This is a genomic window from Vibrio sp. MED222 (assembly GCF_000153005.1).
GTDB classification, from domain to species: Bacteria; Pseudomonadota; Gammaproteobacteria; order Enterobacterales; family Vibrionaceae; genus Vibrio; species Vibrio tasmaniensis_A.
In genome coordinates this window covers 142,804-162,702 of record NZ_CH902607.1, presented here as the reverse complement: position 1 = coordinate 162,702, position 19,899 = coordinate 142,804, and the positions used below count along the sequence as shown (strand labels likewise).

The 19,899-nt window shown below is 42.8% G+C and carries 16 protein-coding genes; 8 read left to right on the top strand and 8 right to left on the bottom strand.

Annotation, left to right across the window (positions count from 1 at the left end):
• The first annotated feature begins 122 nt into the window (after positions 1–122).
• The 4 genes from MED222_RS14020 to MED222_RS14035 are packed head-to-tail and all read left to right on the top strand — an operon-like array spanning position 123 to position 4,218.
• Positions 123–1,289, top strand: a complete 1,167-nt coding sequence (locus MED222_RS14020) for an ABC transporter substrate-binding protein (protein ID WP_032555185.1) — start codon at positions 123–125, stop codon at positions 1,287–1,289.
• A gap of 5 nt (positions 1,290–1,294) precedes the next feature.
• Complete coding sequence (locus MED222_RS14025) at positions 1,295–2,995, top strand: ABC transporter permease (RefSeq protein WP_032555184.1); 1,701 nt, start codon at positions 1,295–1,297, stop codon at positions 2,993–2,995.
• Positions 2,961–3,611: an ATP-binding cassette domain-containing protein gene (locus MED222_RS14030; protein WP_009846441.1), complete on the top strand. Its 651-nt coding sequence runs from the start codon at positions 2,961–2,963 to the stop codon at positions 3,609–3,611. Before MED222_RS14025 ends, MED222_RS14030 begins: the two co-directional genes overlap by 35 nt.
• On the top strand, positions 3,601–4,218 hold the full coding sequence (locus MED222_RS14035; protein WP_009846440.1) for a CDP-alcohol phosphatidyltransferase family protein: 618 nt from the start codon (positions 3,601–3,603) through the stop codon (positions 4,216–4,218). Before MED222_RS14030 ends, MED222_RS14035 begins: the two co-directional genes overlap by 11 nt.
• Positions 4,219–4,405: 187 nt before the next feature.
• On the opposite strand, the gene MED222_RS14040 is transcribed toward MED222_RS14035, so the two are convergent.
• From MED222_RS14040 to MED222_RS14065, 6 genes are all read right to left on the bottom strand, one after another.
• Positions 4,406–4,987, bottom strand: a complete 582-nt coding sequence (locus tag MED222_RS14040; RefSeq protein ID WP_009846439.1) for a TetR/AcrR family transcriptional regulator — start codon at positions 4,985–4,987, stop codon at positions 4,406–4,408.
• 319 nt (positions 4,988–5,306) lie between these two features.
• Positions 5,307–5,702, bottom strand: coding sequence for a phosphate ABC transporter substrate-binding protein (locus tag MED222_RS14045; protein WP_009846438.1), 396 nt, complete (start codon positions 5,700–5,702; stop codon positions 5,307–5,309).
• A gap of 11 nt (positions 5,703–5,713) precedes the next feature.
• Positions 5,714–6,964: a hypothetical protein gene (locus MED222_RS14050; RefSeq protein ID WP_009846437.1), complete on the bottom strand. Its 1,251-nt coding sequence runs from the start codon at positions 6,962–6,964 to the stop codon at positions 5,714–5,716.
• Between the two features lie 12 nt (positions 6,965–6,976).
• Positions 6,977–8,596, bottom strand: a complete 1,620-nt coding sequence (locus MED222_RS14055) for a methyl-accepting chemotaxis protein (RefSeq protein ID WP_009846436.1) — start codon at positions 8,594–8,596, stop codon at positions 6,977–6,979.
• Between the two features lie 103 nt (positions 8,597–8,699).
• On the bottom strand, positions 8,700–9,905 hold the full coding sequence (locus MED222_RS14060) for an EAL domain-containing response regulator (protein WP_009846435.1): 1,206 nt from the start codon (positions 9,903–9,905) through the stop codon (positions 8,700–8,702).
• Positions 9,902–14,194, bottom strand: coding sequence for an ATP-binding protein (locus MED222_RS14065; RefSeq protein ID WP_009846434.1), 4,293 nt, complete (start codon positions 14,192–14,194; stop codon positions 9,902–9,904). The genes MED222_RS14060 and MED222_RS14065 overlap by 4 nt, the downstream gene beginning before the upstream one ends.
• A gap of 220 nt (positions 14,195–14,414) precedes the next feature.
• Between MED222_RS14065 and MED222_RS14070 the strand changes: the two genes are divergently transcribed.
• A complete protein-coding gene (locus MED222_RS14070) occupies positions 14,415–14,687 on the top strand; it encodes a hypothetical protein (protein WP_009846433.1) in 273 nt (90 codons plus the stop codon).
• Between the two features lie 19 nt (positions 14,688–14,706).
• Positions 14,707–16,071, top strand: coding sequence for a hypothetical protein (locus tag MED222_RS14075; RefSeq protein WP_009846432.1), 1,365 nt, complete (start codon positions 14,707–14,709; stop codon positions 16,069–16,071).
• 217 nt (positions 16,072–16,288) lie between these two features.
• Here MED222_RS14075 and MED222_RS14080 read toward each other — a convergent pair whose 3' ends face one another.
• Both MED222_RS14080 and hisC read right to left on the bottom strand, forming a co-directional pair.
• Positions 16,289–17,062 carry an ABC transporter substrate-binding protein gene (locus MED222_RS14080; protein ID WP_032555229.1) on the bottom strand — a complete coding sequence of 258 codons (774 nt, stop codon included), beginning with the start codon at positions 17,060–17,062 and terminating at the stop codon, positions 16,289–16,291.
• A 10-nt stretch (positions 17,063–17,072) separates the two neighbouring features.
• A complete protein-coding gene (gene hisC, locus MED222_RS14085) occupies positions 17,073–18,224 on the bottom strand; it encodes a histidinol-phosphate transaminase (RefSeq protein ID WP_009846430.1) in 1,152 nt (383 codons plus the stop codon).
• Between the two features lie 181 nt (positions 18,225–18,405).
• On the opposite strand from hisC, the gene MED222_RS14090 reads away from it, so the two are divergent.
• Together MED222_RS14090 and MED222_RS21460 are read left to right on the top strand one after the other, a co-directional pair.
• The gene (locus tag MED222_RS14090) at positions 18,406–19,293 is read left to right on the top strand and encodes a LysR substrate-binding domain-containing protein (protein ID WP_009846429.1); all 888 of its coding nucleotides are present in this window, start codon (positions 18,406–18,408) and stop codon (positions 19,291–19,293) included.
• A gap of 285 nt (positions 19,294–19,578) precedes the next feature.
• Positions 19,579–19,827 carry a hypothetical protein gene (locus MED222_RS21460; protein ID WP_032555183.1) on the top strand — a complete coding sequence of 83 codons (249 nt, stop codon included), beginning with the start codon at positions 19,579–19,581 and terminating at the stop codon, positions 19,825–19,827.
• Positions 19,828–19,899 lie beyond the last annotated feature (72 nt).

Sequence of the window (19,899 nt, the reverse complement as noted above, 5' to 3'; positions counted from 1 at the left end):
GCCCTTAAGTAATTGATTGAATTTACTGTTGAATTAGAAATTATTTCAGAAACAGATAGAATAACTGTAGGGAGTTCGAAATAACAATGCTCTTGCCCGTTCACTACCAAATGGAAAAGTTTATGAACAAGATAGTAAGTACGTTAGGAATCATGGCAACCGTTGCATACAGCGCAGCCATTTACGCTGATGAAGCAACATCAACCAATAGCTGGAACCAAATAGAACAGCAGGCAGAGGGACAAACTGTCTACTTTCACGCTTGGGGCGGAAGCCAAGAAATCAATCGTTACCTACAATGGGCAGGCAAGGAGTTACAAAGTGACTACGGTGTGACCTTAAAGCATGTAAAAGTAACCGACATTGCTGAAACGACTACTCGACTACTTGCAGAAAAAGCCGCAGGCAAGAACAGCGAAGGCAGTGTCGATATCGTTTGGATTAATGGTGAGAACTTTCGCTCGATGAAAGACAATGCGCTGTTATTTGGACCATTCACAGAATCACTTCCAAACTGGCAGTACGTTGATAAATCTTTACCAATTGATGTCGATTTCTCGGAGCCAACCGAAGGCTTAGAAGCACCTTGGGGCGTCGGACAACTGGTGTTCATTCACGACCAAGAGACGCTAAACAATCCGCCACAATCTTTTTCAGAGATGTTGAGCTACGCTCAAGCTTTCCCGAACCGCTTAAGCTACCCTCGCCCACCTGAATTTCATGGCACCAGCTTCATCAAGTCTCTACTGATTGAGCTAACAGACAACAACCCTGCACTGGCACAACCTGTTTCGGAAGACAACTTCCAAGAAGTTACAGCACCACTGTGGGCTTACTTAGATAAATTCCATAAAGTGGCATGGCGAGGCGGAAAGCAATTTCCTGCAGGTACATCTGAAAGCATTCAACTTCTGGATGACGGACAGCTCGACCTCGCGATTACGTTCAATCCAAACTCTGTTTATTCAGCACAATCAAGTGGCCGCCTAGCTGAAACTACCAAGGCCTATGCTCTAGAAAGTGGCGCTCTGTCTAACATTCACTTCCTTGCGATTCCTTGGAATGCTAATGCAAGTGCTGGCGCTCAGGTAACCATCAACTTCTTGTTGAGCCCAGAAGCACAATCGCGCAAAGGCGACCTCAATGTTTGGGGTGATCCTTCTGTATTAAGCAGCAAGTACCTGACTGGTAGCGCTAAGAATACTCAACAATTTAAATCGATTGATGAACCACACCCAAGCTGGCAAAACGCGCTCGAGAAAGAGTGGCTTAAGCGATACGGTAACTAAAATTCATGCTACGCGCTCTATATTTTGTTGTTATAGCTGTGTGCATTGTCCCTACGAGTCCTGGGGTAGCGGGAGTAGTGGCCTCGTCACTGAGTTTCATCCCGCCCCTAGGTTTAGAGGAACCAACACTCAACGGTTTTAACCAAGTCTTTCAATGGGAAGGGGCTTGGCACTCTATTGGTTTGAGCCTAGGGTCAGCAATTGCAAGCAGCTATATCGCCTGCTTCCTGACCTTTTGCATTCTTCAAGCCTCTTGGGGAAACAAGTTTTGGAGAAAGATTGAGTTAACGCTATCGCCAATGCTTGCCATTCCACATGTGGCTTTCGCTATCGGCTTTGCTTTTCTGTTTAGTCCAACGGGGCTTGGCGCAAGAGCCGTACATCACTTGCTCGGCGAATCAGCTACAAGCTCTGAATTGGCTTTGCTGATAAAAGATCCTTACGCGTTTGGCCTAATCATTATGCTCGCACTCAAAGAAGTGCCCTTCTTATTGCTGATGAGCATTTCGATACTTCAACAAATCGATGTTGAACGCATCACTAAGGTCAGTGCCTCTCTGGGTTATTGCCGTGCTCAGATCTGGTGGAAGTGTATTTTCCCACAATGGTTTACCAAGCTTCGCTTCCCTATGTTGGCGGTGCTTGCTTACAGCGTATCGGTTGTCGACATCGCTCTGATCATTGGCCCAACCAACCCACCTACCTTTGCCGTTTTGGTATGGCAATGGTTTAACGACCCAGACCTTAATCTATTACCACGAGCAGCAGCCGGAGCCATTGTTCTATTTGGCTTGGCTTCGTTGATCATCGCCCTCGCTCGTTTAATAGAATGGGCGGTTCTTAAGTACTTTCGAACTTGGCAGTATTCAGGAAGAACTGGGGCTAACTTGCCGGGGAAAACCGTATTTACAGTTCTTGCTAGCCTTTCATTGCTGATCATTCCTTTGATGGTGATTTGGAGTGTAGCTCAGCGTTGGCGCTTCCCTGATTTACTTCCAAGTCGCTACAGCATGCGTTTCTGGGAGTTTGAGTGGGATGGCATCATGAGCACCGTCGGGCAAAGCTTGTGGATTGGCCTTATTGCCGCTTCCGTTGCTTTATTACTCGCGCTGGTAGCTCATGAGTACCGAATCAAATACAAGTGGCAAGTTCCGGGCTTTATTATCGCGATTCCCATGTTGATACCTCAACTTTCGGTATTGTTCGGCATGCAAGTAACCACGCTTTATATCGGCAGCAGCGCCTATGAATTTTGGGTAATTTGGGCGCATGTTTTCTTTGCTTTCCCGTTTGTGTATCTGTCTTTGGATGGCCCTTGGAAAAGCTTCAATGACGGCCTGATAAAAGCCTCGTTGAGCTTGGGTAAATCGCCATTTCAGAGCTGGTACTCCATCAAGCTGCCTATCTTGTTACCCGCTATTGCCTTTGCTTGGGCGGTCGGGATCAGCGTAAGTTTGGCTCAGTACTTACCCACCTTGATGCTCGGCGCGGGCCGTATTAGCACAATCACCACAGAAGCCGTTGCCCTTACCAGTGGTTTCGACCGCAGAGTGACTGCAATTTATGCTATCTGGCAAGCCTTATTGCCTCTGTTCTTTTTCTCTTTAGCGATATTAGTCAGCCGACTTCAACTCAGATATCGCCGTCTTACTTTTAAAGGTTTTCTAACGAATGAGTCTGCACCTCAACGACCTCGCCATCCGTAAAAACGATGGAGATTCGCTGTTCTCAGCGCTAAATGTAACATTAGAATCTGGCCAAATACTGGCTTTGATGGGACCGAGTGGCTGCGGAAAGTCGACCTTACTGGATGCGATTGCTGGTCACTTAAGTGAAGAGTTTTCGTATTCTGGCACCGTTATTTTGAACGACATTCAGCTGGATGACCTGCCTTCACATCAGCGTGAAGTCGGTATTCTTTTTCAAGATGACTTGTTGTTCCCTCACCTCAAGGTATGGGAAAACTTGGCGTTCTCTCTGCCTAATTCAATTAAGGGCTCCGCTCGTCAACAGCAAGCGATGGCTGCACTAAAAGACATAGAGCTAACTCACTTGGCAGAGTCTTTCCCGGATCAAATATCTGGCGGTCAACGTGCAAGAATCAGCTTAACTCGTATGTTATTGGCGAAGCCGAAGCTCGCCCTACTCGACGAACCGTTTAGTAAGTTAGACCAAGAGTTAAGAGCACAATTTCGCGATTGGGTCTTCGAACAGCTGACAAAAGCAAATATCCCAACATTAATGGTCACGCACGACGAAGCTGACGTACCTCAAGGGGCGCAAGTGCTGTCTTGGCCATGGAGAAGTCATCATGCTGGATAAGTACTCCATCAAGGTCATTAAGTGGCCATTAAACCAATCAGCTAAGTTGCTGAGTCAATTCGGTATCACGGCAAATCAAACCACCTTATTTGGCTTTCTGGTCGGGTGTTTAGCGTTTCCGGCGTTGGCATTTCAACATTACGAATGGGCGCTAGGCTTCATTGTGTTCAACCGAGTATGTGATGGGCTTGATGGGGCCTTGGCTCGAATCCAAGGCATTAGTGACGCTGGCGGTTTTCTCGACATCAGCCTCGATTTCCTTTTCTATTCGTTAATTCCTTTTGGCTTTGTTATTGCGAACCCAGAACACAACGCCATTGCCGGTGCGTTTTTGATCTTCTCTTTTATCGGTACTGGCAGCAGCTTTTTGGCGTTTGCCGTGATGGCAGGCAAACGAGGCATCGAAAACCCAGTCTATAAGCATAAGTCTCTCTACTACATGTCAGGGCTAACCGAAGGCACTGAAACCATCGCTTGTTTCATCGCGTTCTGTATTTGGCCTCAACACTTTGCGGTTATCGCTTACACCTTTGGTGCAGCTTGTTGGCTAACTACATTCATGCGAATTTACTTTGGGTTCCAGACACTCAAAAATCAAACTGAGTAGCCTATTGCTTATGTGTTAACAGTCCCGACTAGAGGCTGTATTCCTCATAAAAAAGCGCCACTCAAATGAGCGGCGCTTTTTTTCATAACGTATTTCTAAGAATTAGCTATTAAAACCCAAAACACAACTTATGAAGAATCATTTAGTAAGCAATTACTTAATAAGCAGTTATTTAATAAGCAGTTATCTAATAAGCAAAGCGAGTCTCTTCTTTAAATAAGCTAGCTATAACCTCTTGGTATTGCATAAGGTTAAACGTAGAGTTGTCATTGTTATATTTTTGTTGCTTGTTTGCTAAATATGGTTGAGACACTAACGACGTAACCAGCATCTGGTAATAATGAAAGTTTGACTCGTTACAGCCATCAACTAAATAAAGAAGATTTTCAAGAGTCTTATTGTAGGTGTAACCAAACTTAGACTCTTTAAGGCGTTGAACATTTTCGTAATTGTATGAACTTCCGCCAAAAGTGAATAGTAAAAAGATGTTAGGCGAAGCTTCCCAAAACTCGATAAGTTCAGAAAGTAAGTGTTGTAGTTGTATTCCATCCACTCTCTGATACTTTGAGAACTGCTCTTGAAAACGACTTGTATGCTCTTCGATGAGCTGATCAAACAATTGCTCTTTGTTATTAAAGTAATAAAGAATTAACGCGGGGCTTACACCCGCAGACTTAGCAATAGACCGAATTGAAACTTTACTATAAGGCTGAGAAATAAATAGCTTTTCTGCTGAGCTCAAGATTTTTGTTCTTTTGTCATTTAGCATCAGATTGTATCCTCACCTATTTGTTTATATTACCCGCGCATTCTATAACTCAACCAAATAATCTCAACATGCCCATTTTTATATCAAACAAACTAAATGAATAAAAATATAAAAAATTTGGATTTTTTAGAGAATAGAACAAAAAACAACCAGCAAGATTGCCTTATGAAACAATAAGATAGGGAATTGACAAGCGAGTGTAAGCGGTAAGTAAGAGAGTTCGAGCAGTATGTAAGCCAATGTAAGAGTGGCGCCCTATTAGAGCGCCACACGAAAAGCCTTTACTTTACAGCTCAAGCTTTTATTTTATAGCTCAAACTTAAAGCTTTAGAAGAACCTTAACTGAGCTATCAACTAAAGAGTCATCGATATAAGCAATTTTGTTTGAAGAGCTAGCTACCATGTCTTTCGCTAAGCTTTCTTGACCTACAGCTTTAGGTGGTTGACCTTTACCCGTAAATACTCGCTTTGCCCAGTAAGCTTGAAGCTGTGCTTCTGTCTTCTTTGTAATTGCTTGGTGAAAAGTACCCTTAAGTGGGTGACCGTCTTCCAAGTCTACCGCTTCAATCTGTAGAGACTTTGCTTTACCTAGATACAGTTTTTTAACTGTTGAAGCGTCAAGCTCATTCATTGATGGGTTGCCAACAACAACCAAACCAGCGAAAGCGTTCATGCTGCTAAGAAGAGCAGCGGCTACCAATGCTTTTTTAAACATAATTCTCTTCCTTAAAATACCGCGTCAACTTTAACTGTGTACAAGATGTTGTCTTCGTTCTTGTAAGATGCGTTAACTCCACCATTAGTTGAACCGAAGTTGGTTAGGTAGCTAACATCACCTTTCAGCGCGATATTAGGCATAAAGTCCCAACGAGTACCGATGCTGTAAGTTGTGCGTTGGATATTCATGTTGCTAGAGATAGCGGCTGCAGAGCCGAAAGCATATTTAGTAGCAGCACTTGGGTTCTTAACCATGTTTACGTATTGACGTTTAACCTGGTTGTTACGTTCTGCATCGTCTGTCGATTCCATGTGCGCTACAGTTACGTAAGGCGTGAATTCGTTCACACGGTAAGCCGTTGTCAGGTAAGCAGAATCTACATCGTGATAGAAACCTTCAACCGTTGTACGAGTAACTTCTGAAACTAGCGATAGGTTACCGTTGTCGTATCGACCACCAACACCGTAGAACTTCGCTTTCTCATCGTTAAACGTTGTGTTTAAAATAGGTGGCTTATTCTTAACGTTCCAGTTTGTTGTTGAGCTTACCACTGCTTGAGCGTAAACCGTACGTAAAGTCCAAGTGTCGTCTGTCCAGTTGATCACACCACCAGCGATGTCATCAAACTGCGTATCAGCATTGTAGCTATGCTTAGACGCTGAAAGCTTTTGTGAACCTACGAAACCTTGGAATGATACTGTGCTGTCGTCTAACTCAACGTCATAGATGAAATCACCACCAGTAAGTGACGTAAGAACCACAGAACCATAAACTTCACTAGGAACGCGAACGCTTGTTTGAGCGTAACCCACTTCTAGGTAGTCAGAGTACATGAACAGAGGAAGACGTAGCTTACCGCCACGGACTGTCAAATTTGGTGTTACTTTATGGCTTAGAAATGCCCACTCAACATCCGGTGTCCAGTTTTCTTTCTTGTTACCGCGAGCAACCATTTGCACTACAGCTGAAGTAGAGTCGTTAACTTCAAACTCACCTTGCAAACCAATTAGAGAACCTTCATCAAAGCGTACTTTGTTTTGTGACTTCATGAAACCATGGCTATTGTTACCAAGTTGCATGTTCAAAGACGCAAAACCATTGAAGCTAAATTTATCAGCGACTGAATTTAGTTCTTTTGCTTCAAGAATAGCGACCTTGTTCTCAAGCTCAGCCAATTTTTGCTCATCTGTAGCGTGTACAGCGAATGAAGTCGCAAGTGCTACCGCTAACGGCAATAAGCGAAAAGAGGAGTTAGTCATTGTTGTTCTCCGTTATACTTTAAATTGTGATGTTGATTTACTCAGCTCTGTAACGATGCCACTCAGTTGGTGACTTAGAGCTTCGAGTTGATCTGTCGACTGAGACACTTGATGAGAGCACTGTCTAAAATCATCCATATGGGTGTGGATTTGTTTTGAAGCACGAGCTTGATGCTCTGTAGTACTTGCAATTTGTTTGTTGAGCTCGGTAATTTCTTCTACCTGGCCACTAATTTCTAATAGATAGTCACCAGCGTTTTGCGCGTCTCCAACCGCCTGTGACGAGCTCGCTAAGCCTTGGTCCATAGCGCCAACAGCAGCGTTAGAGCCGGACTTAAGGTCGACCAACAGGGCATTAATTTCTGTTGCTGATTGTTGAGTATTGTTCGCTAACACGCGCACTTCGTCGGACACAACAGCAAAGCCTCGGCCATGTTCACCAGCTCGCGCAGCTTCAATTGCAGCATTTAGTGCTAATAAATTCGTTTGCTCAGCGACACTTTGTATTGTGTTTAGTATTGAGCCAACATTGCTTGCATTCTGATCGAGTTCTTTCAACTTACAGGCCGTATCACGGATGTTTGTCGCAAGCTCTTCAATTTCTTTACTCGTTTTAAGAACCACTTGTGTTCCTGTTTGAGCACTAGAATTGGCTTTTTGAGCTTGAGAATCTGCATGCGATGCAAAGTTAACAACTTGTTCTATGAGGTCGATGATGTTATTGACCGCCTCGGTAACCTCTTCGATGTGATCACGTTGAGTGCTATTTAGAGCCAAGGTTTGATTCGACTCGCTACGAATCTTGTCGCTGACAACCTCAAGCTCGTGTCCAATGCTTAACGTACTCGCGATAATGCCTTGTAGCTTTTCAATGAATTGATTGAAACTCTCAACAAGCGTTGATATCTCATCTTTTCCTGCGTAGTCGATGCGTACCGTTAAGTCACCATCCCCAGTCGCAATCGCCTTCATCTTTTCTGTCACAAGCAATATTGAGCTAATAACCGATTTGAATATTGCGTAACCAACCGAAATCACAGAGATCAAAAAGAACACACCTAACCAAATAGATTGATTCGCAGCGTCGTTTGCGGCTTTTTCAGAGTGCAAGATAGTGTCTACGACCTTCTGACTCGCGGATGCACGTAACGTCTCGCTTAACGCAACTAATGAATCATATTCAGTGCTAAGTTGGTTCGCTCTGGAGGTCAGGCTCTCGAAAGAGTCATTGAGATTAATAAAATCTTCGCTCAGCGCGTACGCAGAATCCGTGTACCTTGCTAGTTGTTGTGACAGTTTATTAAAAGCTGTCGCTTGTGAAGGTAAAACATCGGCACCACGACTCGCTTCAACTTGCAGTTCAGAAGAAATTTGACGTGCAAAATCGAGAGCTTGCTCATCTTCCATCACGACAGCAGCTTCGAACTGTTGCTTCACGTTAGGTAAAAGAGAATATATTTTCGTCGCATGCTCAAGTGCAGGGTAGTAACTTGACTCTAACTGCTTTAGGCGCTGACTATTATCATTATGAATAAAGACATTTATTGAGATAATGGCAGCTAGGCTAAGAGATATTATTGAGAGCAGTACAATAAACTGTACTTTAATGTTGATATAGCGAGACAATAGCATAAGGTTTTTTCATTAGCGCTGGTTGTGGCTGATGGTAACGTTTGTTCATATTTAATAGCGAACACATTCACTAAACAAATTTACCGTTATGTTCAAAGCCCGCTTATTTAATTTCTTTAATTAAGTTCAGCTCTTTAATTTTGCTGTCCCAGTCTTCTTTCCACTCTAATAGTTTACGAGCAGGCATTGGACGAGCGATAAAATAGCCCTGAACCAATGTGTCGACATTACTGATTTCACGAATGTCCATCCAAAGAGAATGATCCTCAACCCCTTCAGCAACCGTACTCAGTTCTAATAAGTGAGCCAAGTAGAGAGTAGCGCGAACAATGGCATGGCTTGAACGACTGCTCTGAATGTTTTTCACAAAGTCGATATCCAGTTTCAGTGCTGAAAATGGCAGGTCATCTAATTGCTTGAGTGAAGAGTAACCTGTTCCAAAGTCGTCAATCGCCAGGGGAATACCACGCATGCATATCCTCGTGGTGGACGCTAAAGCAAGAGCGACACTTTCAACTAAATCAGATTCTGTTAATTCCAATTTTATCTGCTCTGTCTCAAGTTCACCTTGGTCGATCAAAGCGAAGATATAATCAACAATATCACCGTCAATAATATCTTTAGCTGTCAGGTTTATTGCAAATCTCCGCTCTCCGAGAAGTGACTTCTCATTGATCGCTTGATTGATTAAATACTTCATCACCTCTCCCATTTTTCCTGACTCAAGTAACCGAGACAAAAAGAAAAAAGGGCTGAGTACGCCATAACGAGGGTGCTGCCATCGAATTAGCGATTCACTTTCTCGCCATTCACCACTATGGATACACACTATCGGTTGGTAATAGAACATAAACTCTTGGTTGCTTACCGCTTTTGCTATGTCTTCATCCGTAATAACGATGTCGCTATTAGAATTAGAAGCAGCCGCTTCTTTTGTAGAGTTAAGGTTAATTAACTTTGACAGCGACTCTTTTGCTATTGGCTTCTCAAGAACACCAAGCAAATTCAGGTTAAACGCTTTACACATCTTCCTTGCGGCATCGAGCACTGTTTTGCTTTCCGCACTTGTGATGATGATATTGCCTTGAAAATCGGCCTCAGCAAGGCGTTTTAGGAGTTCGATACCATCGATCATCGGCATATTCAGATCACATAAGATCAAATCGACAGAAGAGGCTTCAATAAACTCTAGAGCCTTATATCCACATTCAAAAGGTTGGACATTTTCCATACCCAAACTCTTTAAAACCATCCCCATTACATTCAATTGAAAAGGGTGATCTTCTATCACTACAACATGCTGGTTCATGGTAGCTCCTTAAATGGTTTGATTGATTCTGAACAATAAGTCTTCAATTGGTTCGTCAGCTGTTCGAGGTTATCGTAATGTGCTTGAATACCATCTAAGTCACTTAAGGAGACCAATTCCATTGTTTGCAATTGATTGGCAATGTCCTCTGTGCCTACCATTTTTGCAGCTCCCTTCATCTTATGAGCTACCTGTTTAATGGCTTCGAGATCTCGCTGTTTGCACGCAGCTTGAAGCAGAGGCATGTCAGCTTGATGGCTCTTGATAAAGTCAGTGATGATCTGCATGACGAGATCTTGGTCACCAAACAATTCGGTTAAGTTGGCGAGATCAATCGGAGCAGAGCTCGGCTCACTTTTAGGCTCCGAGGAACTAATACAAGGCTTATCGACAACAGATTGCACCTTATCAAGATGTTTGATTATGGTGTCGCCAATCACCCTTAATTTGGTTGGTTTTGATAAGAAGTCATCCATACCAATCTCAAAGCACTTATCATTTTCCCCTTGTACAGCGTTTGCGGTTAACGCAATGATCGGAAGACGAGGTTGGTTTTGGCTCTGCTCTTTTACTCGGATCTGCCTTGTTAACTCATACCCATCCATCTCAGGCATGTGGCAATCGGTAATTAGCAGCCCATAATCTTCATTATCTAAGGCAACAAGTGCTTCCTTGCCGTTATCTACCATGTCGGCATGGAAACCTAATTGCTCAATTTGTTGAAGAATTATCTGTTGATTGATTGGGTGATCTTCCGCTATTAAGATAAGTCTTTGATTCTGTTTGGCAGACTCACGCGACTCAGTACTCAATTTCAGATTATTATCATCTTGGACAATATCTTCCACAAACGCAGGACAGTTGTGCAAACAGTGCATCAACTGCGAAGGCAACAATGGGTTTGCTGACAGATTCCAGCCCAATTTGCATGGCGCAGGCGAAAGCATTCCTTGTTCACTGACACAAATAAACTGCACGCTTTCGGCGAACGTATCAATGCTCTGATCTAGCTCATGAGGAATAAACACAAAATCAGGCTCAATGGTATCGACCCAGTGTGCGAGCTCTTTAGTCACCTGAACATTCTTTGAGATAACCTTAATACCCCAAGATGTTAGATAGTTCTCTAATTCAGATTGCTGCATGAACGTTTTGGTAAGTAGCGCCACCTTGCCATTCATGTCCGCCCTGTTATTTTCAGCGAGCGTTTTAAGCGGCAGCGTAATAGAGAACGTTGAACCAATGTTGATCTTACTCGTTACGTTAAGACTCCCACCCATTTGTTCAATAAGTTGCTTCGAGATAGTCAAACCAAGGCCTGAACCACCATATTTCCTCGTGGTTCCTTCATCGGCTTGAACAAAAGGTTGGAATAGGTTTCGAATGTGTTCTTCACTGATACCGATGCCACTGTCAAACACCTCGAAACAAATTTGTTGCTGTTCACCATCCAGGTCGAGTAACTTTGCCGCTAAACCTACGGTTCCATATTCTGTAAATTTAATGGCATTGCTCAACAAATTATTCAGAACTTGCCCAATACGAATGTCATCCATTAAGACTAAATCATTCAACTCAGGGTCTAACCAAAATTTGAACTGTAACCCTTTGGCGTGAGCTTGCCTCGCCTGCAACTGAGTCACTCTAAGAGTCAATGTATCTAGACTTGCAGGCTGATAATCTAGGGTCAGTTTACCGGCTTCAATTTTCGAGAAATCGAGTATATCGTTAACAATATGCAGTAGGTTATTCGCCGACTGACTCAGCGTTGTATGGATTTTCTGAACTTCATAACCAACTTCATATTGCTCAGACAATTCCAACAAGCTAACAATCCCTCCCAATGGAGTGCGGATTTCATGACTCATGTTTGCCAAAAATCGAGACTTGGCCTCAGTTGCGGCGATAGCACTTTGTCTTGCTTGTGTTAGCTCTTCTTGCTGTTGTTTAAGCTCTGTTATATCAGTAAGAACAGAGTCCCATTCATAATAATCGCCAAGATCAGAAATCTTGCTCTGCAAATTGAGCCATCGGTTTTGGTTATCAATATTCACTCCAATATCGAGGCTTAGTTTTCCCTCTTTATTTCCACTACGTACCTTCTTAATTAAGGTTCGACGATCCTGAGCATTAAGCGGTGCGAAAAAACTAATTGGAGAGCGGCGCAATTGAGCAGGAGTAAGCCCTAAAAGCTCCTCTACCCCATTACTAATAAAGACGAATTCAATATCGTGAAGACTTCGTTTGGGCTGAATATGCTGTATAACCGCGCCATGCAAATTGTTCGCCAGTTTCTGTACTCGGTCATCGGCACTTTTTGCAATTTTTTTCGCTTCGTAAAGCTCAGTAAGATCATCAAGAATGGTCACTGAGCCTTCGATATTCCCGTTGGAGATATAAGGGCACTTCCAATACGCGTAGTGTTTACTGCCTTGCGGCGAAACGACTTCTTTTTCTAAGCGAGGCAAAACAACCCCGTGATGGATCATTGTGTCTTCATCGGAGTTATTAACGATAGTTCCTTCGATTAACTCAAAACCAGTAAGCTGCTGCGCGGCACTGTTCAGACTGATTATCTGGTTATCCAAGTTACGCACAACAATAGGAAACGGCATTGCGTCCAACAATGAACGCTCGAACTCCACTTGATGTTTGAGAGCGGATTCAGTTCGCTTTCGATCTTCAACTTCACGTCTTAGTTTCCAACTCCATGCCATTACAAGCATAATGAGCACCGATGCTACAGAGATTAAAATGGCAGCACCCAAGATAACATCTGCCGTATCCACGCCTGATTCATAAGACACATCCAACCAATGCTTCTTGATCTGCTGATACTTGTGATGAGGTATGGCGAACAGCGCTTTGTTAATAATATTGTTCAGCACTTCTTGGTCGGCTTCGACACTGTAGGCGACTGGAATATCGTTGTCTTTAGATAGCAGGCTTGTTACGCGTAAGTACCCTGAATACTGGCCCTGTAATAGAGGAGACGCTAAATAGAGCGAAAGCATCGCTGAGTCTACCTCTCCTGTATCCACGGCATCGAGCAAAAGCAACTCAGAGCTATAGGTCTTAATTGGGCAAGCCTCACAATAGCGTTTCACAAGCTCTATTCCGACACTGTCGTTTATAGTTCCAATAACGGAGCTCTTCGTTAACTCACCGAATACCGCCAATTTACTCGTATCACTTTTACCAACCAGTGCCCACGGCTCAACCATGAAAGGCTTAGAATAGAGGTGATGCTCATCGTCACCAGTAGAAGGTGTCGCCTTAGTATGAATTACTGGAAGAGAAACTGGATGAGCTTGGTTGCCCTGTAAATCGAGGTCGTTGTCGTAAATAAAGTTTAACCCCGTAAGTCGGGATATTTCACTCAATATATCAATCGAAATACCATCAGGCTTACCTTCACTATTCATGAAAGATATAGGCTTAGAGTCTGCCGTCGATGATACATATATGTTCGGATTAAGAAGAAGGAACTGCTGTTCTTTTTCAGTTAATAGCAGCTTGTTTTTACTAACGACTAACAGAAGACGCCTTTGTATTTCGTTCAACCACTTTTTGCGAATATTAACAAGCTTGCTTGAGTTATCTTGGTTTATAGCGTTATTGATAATACCCAGCAACTTCCTATTTTCAGGCGTATCCAGCAAGGCAATAACATAATTATTTAAGGGTAAACCATCATGTAAGTTGACCGACAAAAATAACTCATAGGGGCTATTCATTAACTTGTTGTGCAGTAACACTCCATCATCAACAATGGCTAACGCATTCTCTCGAGCTACAGCAGCAATCGCGGTTTGATAGGATGAATATGACTTAAAAGAAGAAAATGGGAGAAGCGATTTCACAGAAGACGCGTTACTCGAGTCTTCAAAATAAGCCAGGTTTCGTCCCTTCATTAATAAGTGGCTTTCAATAGGCTCACTACTTAGGCTAACCATTCGACTAGATAAGATAGGTTTAGAGTAAATAACACCGCTACTAGAAACATTTTGTTCAGCCGTAATAATGGCATCAACTTGTTCAGTTTTAAGTACGTTATTTAGATCCGACGGAGAATGAAAACCGACAAACTCCAAGCCATTCAACTCACGCTCTGCATAGAAACCGATCAATTCAGGCAATAATCCCGAAACCTCCCCCTCTTGGACAACAACGTACGGAGAAAATCCTGAGGTTTGAACTCCGATGGTAATCGAACCACTAGCCTTAACGTAAAAAGATACGGAAGAAGCCAGGATAATTAGAGAAAGTAGATTAAAAGCGCGGAACATGAATAACCTAGAGTTTTATTAATTAGTGCACCTTATATCTTATTCACAGTCTCGACTCACCAATTTGCACTGAACAATATGGAACTTCTGTTTAACGCAATCGGTTGCTCCGTTTTGGCAGTATGACTTATAAAATGAATTGTAAGCAGTTGATACAAAGCTTAATAACCCAATCAGCTACTAGGTTGGTCTCCCCGATGTTATATGAGGTCCCATAACAATGATTAAATTTCTACATATCAGTGCAATTATATTACCTATAGCTTTGATCGGCTGCGGGGGAGATAGTTCAAAAAAATCAACCACCACTTCAAAGCCTAAAACCCAGCAAGTTACCGCGACTAAATCTACTCTAAACCAAAAACTGAACAAGGTAGATTTGCAATCAAAAAAACTGAGCTCAGAAGGCGTTAATACGATTATGAACTTGCCTGTCGGAAAGACGAGCCTATCTATCTCTACACCGACCAAATTCAGTCAAGTTAAACAATAGATATTGAAGGATTAGTATTATGAAAAAAACCGTTTTAGCTTCAACCATTTGTATAAGCCTATTCTCTTCGTCTATCGTTAACGCCCACTACAATGGTGCTCATGAAGTCGGTGAGAACATGCGTAGTAGCATTGATGAAATGATTACAACTAAGCTTAAAGCGTCATTTTTTGACTCTGCTGCGCTTTATATGGACGCAACAAATGTTAAGCAATTAAAAACCTCCCCAACTGGATTGCTAACATCTTTGACTACGGGTTCGCAGAACACGGAACTTCCGTTGGAAACTAGACAGGAGTTGATCGACGCATCTCAAGAAGTCGGCTTTGTCGTTGACTACTTGAAGAAAAACCCTAAGACACAAGGTGTCGATAAAGAGGTGATGGATTTCTGTATTGCAGAAAACGTAGAAGCGAAGAATTGGCCGGGTATTGATTATGTTGTCGATCAATACGGCACAAAAAATGGTATCACTACGCTCCCCGTCTCTATTATCTATTTCGCATCCAAAGGCGAATGCCAAGATCCAAATGATTGGGCACCCAAGTTAAATCAGAGCACCGCAAAATCAGAATTTGAATCCTCAATTCCCCAAGAGATCATTGCTTACAGCTCAAACGTAGGTAACACTGGCGGTGAACTCGTCTTCATTCTTGAAAACAGTTATAACTTCAGTGACGAGCCCGAAGAGCAATTTGAGTCTTTTACTTTCTATCAAACATCAAGCGATGACACTCCTGGAACAGGTCTGTTTAGACGTACTCAAGTTAATAAAAACTCCTCAGATCCTACGCAAGCGTATTCAAAGTTTATCAACGTGGCATGTCAGGACTGTAATAGTGACAACGAGAAGTTTAAAGTTGAGAGCCGCGCCGAGTCTGGCTACGGTACAGTGTCAGTCGCTTCAAGTGCTGTCGAATCTGGAGGCAAATTAATTCCTGGTTTCGTAAGTGAAGATTCAACCGAAACCGAATACTTTGTTCAAGTAAACTATGAGACAAAGGCCCCTAACAAGGCTACATCTCTATTCGTTGATGCATTCAAATTCGAAGATTCCCTGATTCATGGCCGTTACTATTACGATGGTTTTAAAGGTGTGAAGTTCAGTGCTGAAGAGTTACAAACCGCGAATTTAATTGCTGAGTATTCCCTAGCTCATCCCCTAAGCTTAAACGGGCTATCGGTAGTGGAAACCAACGGTGTTCTAACGAATAACTCTTACTCACTACAGGTAAAATCAAATAACTCGGTCATTGTTGCTCCAGTAACCGTGACGGACGCAGAAGATATTCAATTATTAAATGAGATATCTAAGGTTACAGCAGAAGCTATCAATTACGACAATAGCGATGTGACGATTGCTGATTGGAATAAAATATACTAATCAGATCATTAGTTACGATTGTTCGCAAGGCACTGCCTACTTTCCTTGCACTAAGCCACTCAGTCGAGTGGCTTTTTTTGTACGTCTCTTCTCCCCTTCCCAACTACACACTTAAACACTTAAACACTTAAACAATGGTCTTTTGGAGCCAATAAAAATCCGAGAGCCTCACAGCCTTCGGATGTTTTTGGTGTTCTACTTTCAGATGCTAGGCGAATTACAAATCAGCGCCATAGATATCAAATGTGAAGTACTTCGCTGCGATCTTATCATAGGTGCCATTTGCTCTAATCTCTTCAATCGCGGCATTGAATTGTTTCGCCAGTTTTGAATCCTGCTTTCTTAGTGCTAAAGCCGTACCTTCGCCAATGTAGGCTTTGTCGGTAACTGCTTTGCCTTTGAACTCAAAACCCTCACCTTCTTTCTTGTCTAAGAAAGCCAATGACAGTTGGTCTGAGTTGCCGAAGGTTAGATCTAAACGGCCGTTTTGCAGATCCAGATACACTTCATCTTGCCCTGTGTAACGCTTAATGTTGGCAACACTGCCAAACTTATCCGTTACGTAGCGATCGTGAATCGTACCTTGCTGAACACCGATGGTTTTGCCCGTTAAGCCAGCCTCATCAACGCTGAACTCCGCGCTTTTAGCAGCAACAAACACGGCTGGTGTTTGGTAGTACTTATCAGTAAATAAGATTTTACGCTTACGCTCTTCAGTAATGCGCATCGAAGCCATAATCACATCTGACTTTCTTGCCAATAAGCTTGGAATTAGCGAGTCCCAGCTTTGTGAAACCCAAGTACAATCGAGTTTGGCTTGCTCACACAGTGCATCAGCTATCTCAATATCAAACCCGACAGGCACACCGTCACTGTTTTTATAGTTGAATGGCGGATACGTAAAGTCTGACGCCAAACGGATTTCTTTCGCCTGTACCGTTGTACCAAGTAAAGCGGCCGCACAAGCGAGTCCTAGTATTATCTTTTTCATCATTGCCATCCTAGATATGATCTTTATCGAGTTGAGTTTGAGTTTCTATATATTGTTCTTGTTGCTCCTGTCGCTTCTGCTGATCTTGTTGATTCTGTTGCAGCTCGGTTTGGTAGCGTGTTAGTGACGTTATCACTTCTAGCATGCTCTCTTGGCTACCAATACTGATTCGTACACAGTTACGCAAAGCAGGTTCGTGGTTTTGGTTCCTTGTCACAATGCCATCCTTCGCCAATACGCTAAACACATGGTGCCCCGGTTTTTGACGTAGCAAAACGAAATTGGTCGATGACGGATAAACCTGTTCTATAAATTCAAACCGCGTTAGCTCACAAGCAAACCGATTACGCAATTCGACCAACTTTAACGTCGCGCTTTCCATCAACGCAATTCGTTCATCAGACAATGCGTCTAGTACAATTTGAGATGAGCAATCTGGCATCGGATACGGTGGAATTAATTTAGCTACATACTGCATCACATTTTGACTCGCTAAGATAAAGCCACAACGTACGGCTGCGAGTCCAAACGCCTTAGACAAGGTGCGAATCACAACCAAATGCGGATAACGCTCAATAAGACTCACCGCTGATGTTTGCGGTTCAAACTCAATATACGCCTCATCCACCACAACCAGAGATTTACCCTGAGTTCCCTCAAGAACCTGAATCAAATCCAATTTAGGGATCACATTGCCCGTAGGGTTGTTTGGTGAGCAAAGAAACACGATATTAGCCAATTCCGCTTTATTCACTATATCAGCGACGTTAAGGCTGAAGTCTTCCTGCAATGGGGAGTCCAAGGTATTTATCGCCAATGCATCGGCGCAAAACTCATACATAGCATACGTTGGAGAACAGATAAGTATGTTGTCGCTCGCCGGCTTACAGAATGTTCTAATCAGCAAATCAATCGCTTCATCTGCACCACGGACAGCAACCGTCGCGGCATCAGTGCCACAGTAACCTTGGTAAGCCTTAGCAATATCTTGTGGTAAGAAGTCTGGGTATCGATTGTGACTCGCTTCTCCTTGAAACAACGAGCTTTCCAATTCATTGGCGTTTAGCCAGACACGTCCATCACCACCAATTCTTCTTGCCGATTGATAAGGTATTAATTTTTTTACAGCCTGAGGTACTAAGCTATCAATAAAAGATGTCAAGAAGCTATCCCTTTCACAAAATCACAACGTCTTCATCATTGCCTTCATATTCAATAAATGCGACCTATACACATATTAAATCACAAATGATGATTAAGTACTTACATTCAAACAGAACACTATTGATAAATGAATCGAAATAATCACATAATAGCCATGATAAAAAATCATAGGTAAAGATATGAATCGCACACTTCCTTCAACTAAAACCTTGCTCGCGTTCTTGTCGACGGCAAGGCACCTCAATTTTACGCGAGCGGCACATGAGCTGAATGTTACGCAAGGTGCAGTGAGTCGTCAGGTATTGTCGTTTGAAGAAAGTCTCGGGTGCGATCTTTTCTACCGACATGCTCGCGGGTTGTCATTAACACCTAAGGGAGAAGAACTGGTTCCGCTGATTCAAGATACCATCCAACAACTGCAATCGGCGTTAAATCAAGTTGCCAGCTCTCCATCGAAGATCAAGCTCAACGCACCAAGTTGTATTACCTCTTGGCTGCTACCCAAGTTGATGTCTTTTCAGCAAGCCTATCCTGAAATTGATGTCGAACTCACGTCGACCATCAAGCACGTTTTTGAACCAAGCTTTGACCCGTTTGACGCCGTAATCACCTATGGTAAGAAGCCAAGCCAACAATCGATAGTGAGCCAGTTATTGTTCAACGAGCAACTGGCTCCGGTCTGCCAAGCTCAAAGCATTACGCAAAGCCATCTTGTAAGTAGCGCTTCTACTATCATCAAGCCACACAAGCTCGCTCAATACACTTGGTTACACGCCAACAATGAGCAGAGTGATTGGCGACTTTGGTTAGAGCACATAGGAAGTCATGACCTTTCAAGTAAGAACAACCAACAATTCGCGACACTTGATCAAGCGATGAACGCAGCCATTCAAGGGTTTGGTATTGCCATAGGCGACATCACGCTGGCCAAGCAAGATATTGATTTGGGTAGATTGGTGAAAGTGAGTGAAGGCAGTGTCTTCTCTGGAAATGGTTACTTCTTACTGCAACCCAAGAATCGACAAAATACATCCTTATCTACGCTGGTTGATTGGCTCGTCGATTAGCGGCAATCATCTTGGGTAAGCCCCCACTGTAGCTTTAATAGATCGTCATAATGAGAATTTTACCATTCTCAAAATGAAACTATTTTACGCTCGCTGCGTATTGGTATCTATAGAATAGAACGAACGTTTCTTTAACTAGTTGAAAAGAAAATTAATTCAACTTTTTACGTCAGAAATTCTACCCCAATGGATTAAATGGCATTCGAATTGCTTTGTCATAGATAACCCAACTAATATACAGCAGGTTGCACCAATAACATTGCAGCTTGTCACGGAGGATAGGCTATGACCTTACAACGACATACATATTACGGCTTAATTCACCATGGAATTAAAACTCTATTAATGGACAGAATTGGCCACTTCACAGAGCGTGAATATCACGAGTATCTCGACTTAACGACCGGTAAATCGACGTGTTTTACCATGAGCGAACAAGAACTCGAAAACACATTAGACAGTTTGAAAAGTGAAGGTTACCTTGAAGACATCAAGAAGCTAATACCTCGCTATCAAACCTCGTCAATGCGTTAACCTGTTAGAGTTCGCTAAACACGATAATCGGTTAGATTGAATTAATTAGCACCCAATTGTCTCGAGCTATTT